Origin of the sequence: Pseudotamlana haliotis, assembly GCF_008806375.1 — a bacterium.
GTDB classification, from domain to species: Bacteria; Bacteroidota; Bacteroidia; order Flavobacteriales; family Flavobacteriaceae; genus Pseudotamlana; species Pseudotamlana haliotis.
This window is the reverse complement of record NZ_WAAT01000041.1, coordinates 136,584-149,696: the sequence shown is the minus strand read 5'-3', so window position 1 is coordinate 149,696 and position 13,113 is coordinate 136,584. Positions and strand designations below refer to the sequence as shown.

The window sequence follows — 13,113 nt, the reverse complement described above, 5'->3', positions numbered from 1 at the left end:
TTGTCGAATTTTAAGGTGTCCTAAAAAAGGGAAGCCTACATTCGCTGTTTATGAAAATGAAAAATATTCAGTAACTAATTTCAAAATAAAAAAATACAACGCTGATAGTATTGCCCAACCAAAGTTTCTAATCAAAGAATTGGGGTCTATTAAGGCTTCAACAAATGGTAGATGGATTAATAGGAAAATGTATCCCGGAGAAACCATAATATATTCTGTTCCTAACTCTGAAAATGAAGAAAAAAGTAGAGGTTATTAAATCTATACGAAAGGTCATCTAATAGAGACTGAAAATAACGAGTTTCCATATTTTAAGAAAATAGAAAATTATGAAATAAGAGTTTCCTCTAGAAAAACTAATGAAAGCATCGTTAAAATGGATATTTCTTCCTTTCCTTCTGGAGGTTTTGAAGGTGGGATCTATCTTTATTGGATAGGAGATTTAAATGGAGATAATCGACTTGATATGTTGGTTGGAACTTCTACTCATTACACTAGAATTGAATTATTTCTCTATTTATCTGACAAAACCGACAAAGAGTTATTTAAAAAACATAAAGTTGGAAGTTGTTCTTCCTGCTAACAATAACTATTGTTAGTACCGTGTATAATTCATTGCTAGTTAGAGCTTATTTACTAAAGTCTTCGTGGACTTTCTATCTGTGATTTATTTTATAACTTTAGTGCTTAAACACACAACGAAGTAATACACAATCACATAGTATGCGATTTTTGAAATAACCAATGCTATTTTAGCTAACAAACATGGAACGTTCCTTATCCATCAACGTTATAAACAAGCTTAAAAACAAAAAGCTATGATACATTTAATTTGGTCAATAATTAACGGAATAATTGTCTTGTACTTTTCTTATCTGCTTATTGGATTTATTATAAAAGGAAAAAAGATATTTAATCCGCAATTTAAGACTGTTTCAATCTTTATAATGGTCATCGGAATTGTTCAAATAATTTCTGCTTCTAATTCGGAGAAAAACACAAACCGAATATCAATAACAGAAAAATATGAGAGAAAACATAACTCGGAAATTAAACAAGTGACATTAGAAGACAATTGGACTTTTGATATAAATATGCTAGTAATATATTCGATTGAACAAGACCAATATATACCAATTGAAAGTAGCAGTAATTTAACTGGACTTGTGAGCGGTTATGTCTGGGAATTTACATCAATAAACACGAACAATTTGAAGGTGAATGGAAAAGCGGAATTTATTGCTACCGGAATTTTGAAGTGGAATCTTTTTGGCATTACTCTTTATAAAGAATCAAAAACATTTAGCGGAACTATAGAATGAAAAAATTAAGAATAACAGTTTTAGCAATCTTTTTTAGCATCAATTTATTTTCTCAAGATACCATTGGTGTACCTAATGACGGTATTAACTATTTTTCAAAATTGCAAAGCGAACTAAATGAACCAGCTAAACAATTCCCTATAATAAAGCTAGATAGTTTAAAGGGGATAGATTTTGAAATGATAAAATCATCAGCACTTGAAATTGAAAAAAAATTGGACTTAGTTTTTATTAAATATTACTCAGAAAACAATGTTGATTGGAACAAAAAAGATTATACAAACCATTTTGAGGTGAAATCAAAAATTAAAGAACAAATTCCCTTTAGCTTTGACTATATAAATTTTGAAATAGACAGCTTAAAAAATCAAACTATTTTAACAAATGAACCATGCTTTAAATCTGGAACTAGTATTCGACGTAATAATGCTCATACCACAATTGCAAGAGAAATAATTCCTGAAAATTATGACAGTATTAATTATCACGGCAATTTTCCTGTTAAAATAAATTATTTGATAGCCTACGATACAATCAAGCTTAGTAAAAAAGATATTGGAAAAGAATTTAAGGTTGCAGAGGAAAAATATAGATTAGATAATTTTTTTAATGGGAATGTCTACATAAGGTCTTTAGATGCTTCTAATAAATTAGATAAGGTTAAAAATTGGAGATACATTACCTACAAAAACCAAAAAGTCGTACACCTTCCGGAACAAAATAATTTCCCACTACGTTTTCAAAAAGAGTTAAAAACTTCTTCTGTAATATTGAACGATAGCTTAATTCAATTACCACTTAATACTTATAAAAACTATTTAAAAAACTTAAAAGTTGATAAAAATAAGGTTTTTTCAGATCAGTTAATTCTAGCTACCAAAGTTGAATTTGATGAAATCTATATTCTATTTCCAAATTATAATTATTTGAATAAGCAATTAAAAGAAAGTCGAATTGAAAAGATAAACGTAGATAAACTTCATAAAATTCAGCTCACTCCCGATAAAACAAACAAAATGAAAACCCAACCAATTGATAATTAGAAATCGGTTAAGTAGCTACATCTAACAAGATATATCGCTCATAGCTATACAGTTACATAAATGAAGTTATGGCATATTTAGAAAGTCGGCAAATTTTTAAATTTACTGTCGTTTTTATTTTCTATTTAGCTTTCTACAAGCCATATACATGAACCGTTGGCAAACAATATAAAAGACAGATTATGAAACATAACCTTGCTGAAATGAGCTCTTTGGACATTTATTTATCAAGGCTGACCAATGAGGAATACGACAAAATCAAACACAAAATTGGTTCTGGAAAATCAAAACCAAGACCATTATTGAGTTGGGATATTTATATGGAGGGTTATCATAAAAGACTGACAGAAGCCAGAAGGCGCATGGAATTGGAAAAAGTTCTTTCTTTTGCAAAACAATTTAATTGGCAAAATGACCTTGAAATTGCTTTTTCTGAAAATGATTACGAAGGCTTAGTTATTACAGATATAAATCAGAAAATAATTTGGGTAAATGATGGTTTCACCTCAATGACTGGTTATTCAAAATCATTTGCTTTAAACAAAACACCAAGATTTTTACAAGGCGAGAAAACCTCATTAAGCACCAAAGCAAGGATTAAGTCTAAAATTAAACTTGACAAACCGTTCAAGGAAGTAATAATCAATTACCGAAAAGACAAATCAATTTACAAATGTGAAGTAAAGATTATACCGCTTTACTACAAAGAAACAACGCATTTTATAGCATTAGAAAAACAAGTAATTTAATGGACGTAGAGCAAAAAATACAAAAGTCAAGGACGAAAATCTTTAAAGCGGTTTTTCCTAATACAACCAATCATTACAATACCCTTTTCGGAGGAACAGCCATGCAATTAATGGACGAAACGGCTTTTATAACAGCAACAAGGTTTAGTAGGCAACAAATGGTAACAGTTAGTAGTGATAAAATTGACTTTAAAAAGCCTATTCCAGCAGGAACCATAGTGGAACTTGATGGATATGTTACCTACGTAGGAAATACGAGTTTAAAAGTGAGAGTAGATATTTTCGTTGAGGAAATGTACACAGATTTCCGAGAAAAAGCAGTATCTGGAGAATTTACATTTGTTGCGATTGGCGAAAATAATAAACCAGTAAAAATACTGTAGCCAACAAAGCACTTTTATAAGAATCTTAATAAATAATGCTGATTTAAGTGTTTATTACACATAGCGCTTTATGCTAACTTTTTGCGCCTTCTTTTAGTAACAAAACTATAAAAGAGTGCCTGGCTTTCTTAATATGCTTTAAAACGACTTCTTAACTGGCTACAACACACTTACACATCTGCGAAAAGAGAGAGTGAGACTTTATTCAGTTTTGGCTGCACCCTATGTTTTCTAAATACGACCATTACCGAAGTGTGGCTAAACTAGACTAAAACTTGATTGGATAGTTACTGCTTGAAATTGCATTTTTTGTAGAGAAATATATTAATTGAATGGGCTATATTTGAGGCGGAACAGGAGTATGTACTCTTGTTAACAACAATTTTATGAGAAACAATTATTTCCAATTAGTTCTATTTCTATTATTGACAGGGTGTACATGTAGGCTTCCCCATATTAGAACTGCTTAATTTTCCAAAATCTAGCGCATGAAAAAACCACTACTTTTAAACCTAATGATGCTTATTTTTAGTATCTCTTACGGACAAATAAATTTTGATGACAAGGTCGATATTTATGATTTTTATACCTTAAGCAATCATATTATTTACGATGATTTTGATAATGATAATGACATCGATTTAATAAAACACGGCACGATTAACACAAATAACGTGTTACTTCAAAAAAACGAAAATGGTAATTTTAATGCTAATCCCGCAATTTTACTTGACTCTGGAATACTACCAATAATATCTCTAGATATAAATAATGACAATTATCCAGACCTAATAACTTATAAAAATTATAATACCTTAAGTGTTCTATATAATTTACAAAATGATACATTTAGTGAAGAACAACCCATTCAAAATTTTAATGGTTCATATAACATCCATCCAATAAAAATAGATTACAATAACGACGGTTTCATGGATTTAATTGCTATCGATAATAAGCAAGACGCGTATGTATTACTTAATAATCGACAAGGTGGTTTGGAATCTGCTAAATTTTTAATTCATATAGGTACTTTTAATTATATTTTTAAAGTTGAAGATTTTAATAATGACGGAAACCTTGACATCTACGTATGGGATTACAATAGGCTATTAATTTACGTGTATAATGAGGAAGAAGCTCAATTTGTTCAGCCATTCGCACTAAATGCAACATCGAACCTGGAGACCTTTGGAATAATAGATTTAGATAAAAATGGATATAAGGATATATTCTATTTAAAAGATGGAGCGGTTTGGGCTAAATATTTTGATTTAGATGAAGGTGATATAGATGATGAAGAGGATGATATGTTTATTGTGATCAATGACCAAATGGTGGTTAATGACATTCCTGTTAATAATTACGATATGAATACGCATAAAATTCATATTGAAAATAACGATGGCGTATATTCTGTTTATGTCGCCATTTTAACTACAGAAAATCATTATAATATTTATAAATTCGACATACAAGATGGTGTTTTTGGTACTGCAGAGATTGTTTTAGAAAACTTTGAAATAAAGGCGTTTGGCTTAACACAATTTAAGTTCTTGGATCTTAACAATGATAACAGTATAGACTTCACCTTTACAGCTACTAACTTTTTTAATCATAATAAGATTTTTATAAATAATGATATTAATGAATTAGATGATAAAACGATTTGTATCCAACAATCGATTTTACCAAATAAACTCACTGTTATAGATATGAATGGTGATGGCGTTGAAGATATTTGTGTAGGAGAAATGGGTGGATTAGCTTATTTTGAAAAAACATCAGCTAATAAATTAGGCGAAATACAAAACCTTATTGGTGTTGAAACCAATCCCAATACCACATCTCTACCTAGTTACCATATCATTGACATCAACAATAACGGTTTAGGAGATGTTGTAGATATAGCGAATAATACCGAACACTATAAATTTTATAAAAATTTAGGAAGTGATAATTTTGAATTTATACAGTCCATTGATTTTCCTGATACTTTTATAGCAGCCGAACCGTTTTTTACAGACGTAGATAGCGATGGTTTTAAAGATTTAATTGTGTATAATTTAATAGAAAAGGCTGATCGTACGAGTGATTATTATTGGTCGAAAAACAATAATGGACTTGATTTTGGTGCATTACAGTCTTTAACAATAAATGGTGCTCCGGTGAGTACCCCTAATTCGTTTGCTTTTGATGATTTTAATGATGATGGCAAAGTAGACATGTTGGTTTTGTGTTATTATTATGCAAATAATAAGTGGCAAACACAAATGAATTTGTTAGAGAATGAGAATGGAGAATTTACAGGGAAAATCGTAACTGAATTTAGCGGAAGTTATAGCCATTTAAAGGTTAAAGATTTTGATCAGGATGGTGATTTAGATTTTTTTGTATATAGTATTGATGATAATTATTATTACGATAACCCATTTCTATTTTTTAAAAATAATGGACAGAATAATTTTCAATCTATTGTAGTTGAAGATATATATATCGAAGATATAGAGTTTTCGGATAACGATGGTGATGGGGTTTATGAAATATATGCCTGGAATCATGGTAATTACACCAATAACATTTTTTATTATAAAACAACAGATTACTTAAACTTTACTAAAGTTGAAATTGATTCATACGAATCATATAACGATGCTTCGCATCCAATATCAAGAGGTGATTTATTATTATATGATTATAATAATGATGGTAATGATGATTTGTTTATTAGTAATTCTTCTGTGTTTTATGGATTAATATCTGTTTATAACAATTTATCGGAGACACTTGAAATTGAAGATGCTGCAAGTAATGTTGACTTAAAAAAACTACAAATATACCCTAATCCTTTTGTCAACGCTATTCATTGGGGTCGTCAGGAAAACGAAGTCTTTAACGTAAAGTTATATTCGCAGAACGGTCAATTAATTTTAGAAAAAACAACCTCAGAAAATAAATTAGATCTTACTGCTTTCAATAGCGGAATTTACCTTCTAGTTATCAAAGAAAGTGTTTCTGGTACCTCAAATACCTATAAAATACTTAAAAAGTAGATTAATTGGTTTGTTATTTTAATCTGTGTAGACGTCAATTTAGAAATAATATATAGCAATACAATCTATACAAGTGCTTAAGGTAAAAAGATATTTTTAGAAGTAAGCCATTAGCATAGACTTAAAGCCACGCTTAAAACCGTAAGTTTTAGTTTCAAAATAGGTATTATAACTTGAATGAAATTAATATTTTGACCTGAGTCGAGGTTAAAGCAAAACCAAAATAAAAATGGAAAAAATTCTATCAAGAATTTCAATCATCAACAAAAAATCTTGATAAAGCAACTGTGCTAGCAGATAGTGATGTTTTTTGGATTGATAAAGAATAAAAACAGACTACCAATAGCTTAACTTTAACCCCCTCATTTAAAGACAATATCAGCTACAACCAATAGGGAACAAGTATCAATTGCGGAATTAAGCCTATTAAAGCCCCTGTAATAAGCTCTACGTTGTTGTGGGCTTTCATATGAAGACGTGAAGTGGCCACGGCGCCTATTACAATCGCCATGATGGCTAAAGTACCGTTGATGTTGATGCTGTAATGAATACTAAGGGCAATAAAAAACATGACCAAACCATTGACACCAATCATGTGAATGCTGGCTTTAAAGTTGAATAGAGCTAAAGCCATACAAGACATGTTTGATATGAGGATGCCTACAAAGAAAAAATATAGCTCTACAGATTGACTAGGTGTGACAACCTTTTGAATGACTAATAAAAGGATGACGCAATTGAGCATGAGTGGTAACACACGCTGTTTGGCTGTGCTAAGGTGTATGCTTTGTACTTTTCCTATAATTTTAAGCAGTAGAAAGAGCAAAAGGGGTAGTAATACCGTTAAAATAAATAGTGAAACTAGTTTTGCTGTAATAATATCAAGAGGAATAAATCGCGGCGATTTTGCAAAATAAAAAACCACACCGGCAATAGGCATGATTAATGGATGAAAAACATACGAAATACTCTTTAATAATTTATCCATTATATTTTTTTGCGTAAACGTGCTACAGGAATGTCCAGTTGTTCTCGATATTTAGCAACCGTACGTCGTGCGATAGGGTAACCTTTTTCTTTTAATATGGATGCCAGGGTTTCATCGGTTAAAGGTTTTTTCTTGTCTTCTTCCTCAATAACAGATTCAAGAATGGTTTTTATTTCTCTAGTCGAAACATCTTCACCTTGATCATTCTTCATAGATTCTGAGAAGAATTCTTTAATAAGTTTTGTGCCGTAAGGGGTATCTACATACTTACTATTTGCAACACGTGACACGGTTGAAACATCCATAGAAATTTCATCGGCAATATCCTTAAGAATCATGGGTTTTAAATTACGTTCATCTCCTGTAAGGAAGTATTCTTCTTGATAATGCATAATGGCACTCATGGTCACAAAAAGTGTTTGCTGACGCTGTTTGATGGCTTCTATAAACCATTTAGCCGCATCAAGCTTTTGTTTGATGAACATAATGGCATCTTTTTGCGATTTTGACTTCTCTTTAGAGTCTTTATAGCCCTTAAGCATGTTGTTGTACGAACGCGACACATGAAGTTCTGGGGCGTTTCTTCCGTTAAGGGTTAGCTCTAATTCACCATCTACAATTTTAATGGCAAAATCAGGAACCACATGCTCTACAATGCGATTATTTCCAGCGTAAGAACCTCCGGGTTTCGGATTAAGATGTTCAATTTCTGTAATCGCTCCTTTGAGCTGTTCTTCAGTAACATCAAATTTTTGAAGAAGCTTTTTGTAGTGCTTTTTTGTAAATTGGTCAAAAGCCTTGTCTATAATTTTTATGGATAATTCAGTATCGGCTGTTTTGTCTTTACGATGCAGTTGAATGCTTAAACATTCTTGCAAACTGCGTGCGCCAACACCAGCAGGATCTAATTGGTGTACAATTCTTAAAACCTTTAAAATGGCTTCTTCAGTGGTGTAAATATTTTGGGTAAAGGCGAGGTCATCCATGATGTCACTAATGGCTCTTCTGATGTAGCCACTTTCATCAACGCTTCCTACTAAAAATTCAGCGATATCACGTTCTTCGTCTGATAACCTATAGGTGTTTAACTGACTAATAAGATGTTGTGTGAAGGATGTGCCTGCCGCGTAAGGCATGGTTTTTTCTTCATCATCACTGCTGTAGTTATTGGCTTGTGTGCGGTATTCTGGGATTTCATCATCACTTAAATACTCATCCACATTGATATCATCGGTGTTGATGGTTTCATTGTCATCATATTCGTCCGATGAGTTATCAAAATCAGCATCTAAATCATTTAAATTGTCTTCTTTACCTCCTTCTAAGGCTGGATTTTCTTCCAATTCTTGCTTTAAACGTTGCTCAAAAGCCTGCGTAGGCAACTGAATCAATTTCATCAATTGAATCTGCTGCGGCGACAGTTTTTGCGATAACTTGAATTGTAAATGTTGTTTAAGCATGATTTAGATTTACATAAATCAAAAATAATTAATTTACACTAATAAGTTGATGCTATCGAAAGCTTTCTTGTATTATAGATAGAATCTACAGCCCAGAAGAAGTTCATTCCTCAAGGTAATGTATAAAAAATGTTGTTTGTATTGTGACGAATTAAAATTCGGCGTTTTGTGGAGTTCTAGGGAACGGGATCACATCTCTAATGTTACTCATTCCTGTAGCAAACATGACTAAACGTTCAAAACCTAAACCAAATCCAGAGTGAACGGCTGTACCAAATTTACGTAAGTCTAGGTACCACCATAATTCTTCTTCCGGAATATTAATAGCAGTCATTTTTTCTTTTAAAACATCAAGACGTTCTTCACGTTGTGCACCTCCAACAATTTCACCAATACCAGGGAATAGAATATCCATAGCACGAACCGTTTTACCATCGTCATTAAGACGCATGTAAAAAGCTTTAATATTCGCCGGATAATCAAATAATATTACCGGACATTTAAAGTGTTTTTCAACAAGAAAACGTTCGTGTTCACTTTGTAAATCGGTACCCCATTCGTTAATAAGGTATTTGAATTTCTTCTTTTTATTAGGTTTACAGTTGCGTAAAATATCTATAGCTTCCGTGTAACTTACACGTTTGAAGTGATTATCGGTAACGAAATTTAATTTTTCAATTAAGGTCATTTCGCTGCGTTCTGCTTGAGGCTTGGTTTTTTCTTCGTCTTGTAAACGTTTGTCTAAAAACTCTAAATCTTCACGGTTATGTTCTAGAATGTATTTTATAACCGATTTCATAAAGTCTTCAGCCAAATCCATATTACCAGCCAAATCCATAAAGGCAACCTCAGGTTCAATCATCCAAAATTCAGCAAGATGGCGCGAAGTATTCGAGTTTTCGGCTCTAAATGTTGGTCCGAAGGTATAAACTTTACCAAGAGACATGGCGTAAGTTTCAGCTTCTAGCTGTCCGGAAACGGTTAGATTAGTCTCTTTTCCGAAGAAATCTTGAGAATAATCTACTTTGCCGTCTTCAGTAAGTGGTGTGTTTTTCTCATCTAGTGTGCTTACTTTGAACATTTCACCTGCACCTTCGGCATCACTTCCGGTAATAATTGGTGAATGCATGTAGTAAAATCCACTTTCATTAAAATATTTATGAATGGCAAAAGAAAGCGATGAACGCAAGCGCATTACGGCACTAAAAGTATTTGTTCTAGTACGTAAATGGGCATTTTCTCTTAAAAATTCGAAAGAGTGTTTTTTAGGTTGTATAGGATAGGTTTCAGGGTCTGAATCGCCTAAAACTTCTAATCTAGATACTTGAATTTCAACTTTTTGACCTTTTCCTTGGCTTTCAACTAATTCACCTTTTACATGAATAGCCGCTCCTGTGGTTATACGTTTAAGCAAGGCTTCATCAAAGTTTTCAAAATCTACAACACACTGAATATTATTTAGTGTGGACCCATCGTTTAAAGCAATAAAACGGTTCGCTCTAAATGTTCTAACCCAACCTTTTATTTCAACTTCTGGTAAAACAATATTTTGTGTTAATAGGTCTGAAATAGTTTTTGGTTGCATACTTGTAAGTTTTGAACTGTAAATATAATAGATTATATCCTTAAAATTGAAATAATAAAAGTAAAAAAAGCTATTGAATTTTCATTTTTACACTATAATTAACGCTAAACTGTAATTGTTAATTTTTTGTGATTTTATTTTTGTCTTCTTTAGGAATCACATTAATTGCCGGTTTTTTAAACTCTTTCTTGTTGGCGATATTGCGTTCTAAAGACAATAATAAAGAAGGTAGAAGTAGTAAGTTGGCTAACATGGCAAATAACAGTGTTGCTGAGACTAAAGCCCCTAATGCTACGGTACCACCAAAGCTTGAAATGGTGAAAACTGAGAAGCCAAAGAATAATACGATTGAAGTATAGAACATACTCACACCGGTTTCGCGTAAAGCGTTATAAACAGAGATTTTAATTTTCCATTTATTGGCTTGTAATTCCTGACGGTATTTGGCTAAAAAGTGAATGGTGTCATCTACTGAAATACCAAAGGCAATACTAAATACCAATATGGTTGATGGTTTTAAAGGTACACCTAAATAACCCATTAAACCTGCGGTGATAAGCAGTGGTAGCAAGTTTGGAATTAATGAAATAATAATCATTTTTCCTGACTTAAACATGTAAGCCATGAATAAGGCAATTAATACAATAGCCAATGATAAGGAAATCACTAAGTTTTTAACCAAATACTTGGTCCCTTTTTGAAAAACTAAGGCTTTACCGGTCATGGTCACATCATAGCGCTCTTTAGGAAAAACTTTATCGATTTTAGTTCGAAGGTTTTCTTCAATACGTTCCATTTTATCGGTGCCGATATCTTTCATGAATGTGGTGATACGGCCATATTGTCCTGTGCTATCTACAAAGTTTTTCAGCAGATTAATATCTGAATCCGTCGTTGAATTTTTGGCATAAGACATGATAAAACTATTTTCTTGCGCCGTAGGAAGTTGGTAATATTTAGTGTTACCGTTATAATAGGCTTGTTTGGAATATTTTACTAAACCAACCACCGAAATAGGTTTTGATAATTCTGGTATCTCAACAATGAGTTCTTCAATGTCGTTCATACGCTTGAGGGTAGAACGTTTCATAACCCCCTTTTTACGTTTGGTATCTATCATGATCTCTACAGGCATGATACCGTTAAACTCATCTTCAAAAAAGCGAATGTCCTTAACGAACTCTGATTTTTGAGGCATGTCTTCTATAAGACTTCCTGAAATCTTGATTTGATAAACACCAATCATACTGGCAATAAGCAGTATTAATGAAGTCACATAAATCGTAATACGACGGTGTCTCACCATGTGTTCCATCCAATTTACAAAACCACCAATCCAGCGTCTGTTCAGGTGTTGAAGGTGACGATCCTTTGGGTATGGTAAAAAGGTGTATATGATAGGAATGATAAGTAAACAAAGTATGAAAATAGACAGTATGCTCAGCGAGGCTACGATACCAAATTCCTTTAACAGTTTACTTTCTGTGAGTATAAATGTAGCAAAACCAGAGGCCGTTGTGACGTTCGTCATTAAAGTGGCATTCCCTACTTTAGTAATCACTCGCTGTAATGACTTTACCTTGTTTCCGTGTAATTTAACCTCGTGTTGGTATTTATTAATTAGAAAAATACAATTTGGAATTCCTATAACAATGATTAGTGGCGGAATTAAGGCGGTTAGTACCGTAATTTCATATTGGAGGAAGCCCAGTATGCCAAAGGTCCACATTACGCCAATACAGACTACAATGATAGATATGAATGTGGCTCTAAACGATCTGAAAAAGAAAAAGAAAATCAGTGATGTGACAACAAGTGCGGCTAAAAGAAAGAGGCCGATCTCATCAATAATATTTTGAGCGTTTAGTGTTCTTATATAAGGCATGCCAGAAGCACGAACATCCAAATTGTAGGCGTCTTCAAAGGCTTCTACTTTTGGAATAAAATCTTTTAGAACATAGTTCTTTCTAGCAGCAGTATTAACAATGTCCTTTTTTAAATAAACCGCGGTTCTAACCGTTTTGGTTTCTTTGTTGAAAAGGAAGCCATCGTAAAACGGATATTTTTTAAAAAGATCATTTTGAAGTTTATCAATGTCTGCTTTAGAGCTTACAGAATCGGTGATAAACGGTTTTAAAACAAACTTTTCGTGCTCGGTATCTTTTACAAGATTTTGAAGGTCTTTAATGGAAACAACCGATTCTACCGCTGGGCTTGATTTAAAAGAGTCGGCAAGTTGGTTCCAGGCGTTTAATTTTTCAACAGTAAATAAGCTAGGATCTTTAACACCAATGATGATCAGGTTGCCTTCTTCGCCAAAAATGTCTAAGAATTTATTATAAGTGAGGTTCACCTCATGGTCGTCTGGTAATAAATTAGCTTCGGTATTGGTGAAGCGCATGTTTTTCCAATTCAGACTTAAAAGAATGGTAGCTAAGACAATACAAATGAGGATGGTTATTTTATTTCGTAAAATAAGTCTCGCAATGGCGTCCCAAAAATCTTCAGTAAATAGTTTAAGCATGCTTTA

General features: G+C 32.5%; 11 protein-coding genes. 7 read left to right on the top strand and 4 right to left on the bottom strand.

Going from position 1 to position 13,113, the window contains the following annotated elements:
* From F6U93_RS14625 to F6U93_RS08220, 7 genes are all read left to right on the top strand, one after another.
* On the top strand, positions 1-259 hold a 259-nt coding region (locus F6U93_RS14625; protein ID WP_191963475.1), incomplete at its 5' end, for a hypothetical protein.
* A 117-nt stretch (positions 260-376) separates the two neighbouring features.
* The gene (locus tag F6U93_RS08245) at positions 377-583 is read left to right on the top strand and encodes a hypothetical protein (protein ID WP_150938685.1); all 207 of its coding nucleotides are present in this window, start codon (positions 377-379) and stop codon (positions 581-583) included.
* Between the two features lie 235 nt (positions 584-818).
* Positions 819-1,322 (top strand): hypothetical protein, encoded by a 504-nt coding sequence (locus tag F6U93_RS08240; RefSeq protein WP_150938683.1) that lies wholly within the window; start codon positions 819-821, stop codon positions 1,320-1,322.
* Positions 1,319-2,365 carry a hypothetical protein gene (locus F6U93_RS08235; protein WP_150938681.1) on the top strand — a complete coding sequence of 349 codons (1,047 nt, stop codon included), beginning with the start codon at positions 1,319-1,321 and terminating at the stop codon, positions 2,363-2,365. The genes F6U93_RS08240 and F6U93_RS08235 overlap by 4 nt, the downstream gene beginning before the upstream one ends.
* 182 nt (positions 2,366-2,547) lie before the next feature.
* Positions 2,548-3,114, top strand: a complete 567-nt coding sequence (locus F6U93_RS08230) for a PAS domain-containing protein (protein WP_150938679.1) — start codon at positions 2,548-2,550, stop codon at positions 3,112-3,114.
* Complete coding sequence (locus F6U93_RS08225; protein WP_150938677.1) at positions 3,114-3,497, top strand: acyl-CoA thioesterase; 384 nt, start codon at positions 3,114-3,116, stop codon at positions 3,495-3,497. The genes F6U93_RS08230 and F6U93_RS08225 overlap by 1 nt, the downstream gene beginning before the upstream one ends.
* Before the next feature lie 488 nt (positions 3,498-3,985).
* Positions 3,986-6,550 carry a T9SS type A sorting domain-containing protein gene (locus F6U93_RS08220; RefSeq protein WP_150938674.1) on the top strand — a complete coding sequence of 855 codons (2,565 nt, stop codon included), beginning with the start codon at positions 3,986-3,988 and terminating at the stop codon, positions 6,548-6,550.
* 382 nt (positions 6,551-6,932) lie between these two features.
* Here F6U93_RS08220 and F6U93_RS08215 read toward each other — a convergent pair whose 3' ends face one another.
* The 4 genes from F6U93_RS08215 to F6U93_RS08200 form a co-directional block, all read right to left on the bottom strand.
* Positions 6,933-7,538, bottom strand: a complete 606-nt coding sequence (locus tag F6U93_RS08215) for a hypothetical protein (protein WP_150938673.1) — start codon at positions 7,536-7,538, stop codon at positions 6,933-6,935.
* Complete coding sequence (rpoN, locus tag F6U93_RS08210) at positions 7,538-8,998, bottom strand: RNA polymerase factor sigma-54 (RefSeq protein WP_150938671.1); 1,461 nt, start codon at positions 8,996-8,998, stop codon at positions 7,538-7,540. The genes F6U93_RS08215 and rpoN overlap by 1 nt, the downstream gene beginning before the upstream one ends.
* A gap of 151 nt (positions 8,999-9,149) precedes the next feature.
* Positions 9,150-10,583: an asparagine--tRNA ligase gene (gene asnS, locus F6U93_RS08205; RefSeq protein ID WP_150938670.1), complete on the bottom strand. Its 1,434-nt coding sequence runs from the start codon at positions 10,581-10,583 to the stop codon at positions 9,150-9,152.
* A gap of 118 nt (positions 10,584-10,701) precedes the next feature.
* Positions 10,702-13,107 carry an efflux RND transporter permease subunit gene (locus tag F6U93_RS08200; protein ID WP_150938668.1) on the bottom strand — a complete coding sequence of 802 codons (2,406 nt, stop codon included), beginning with the start codon at positions 13,105-13,107 and terminating at the stop codon, positions 10,702-10,704.
* Between the last annotated feature and the right edge of the window lie 6 nt (positions 13,108-13,113).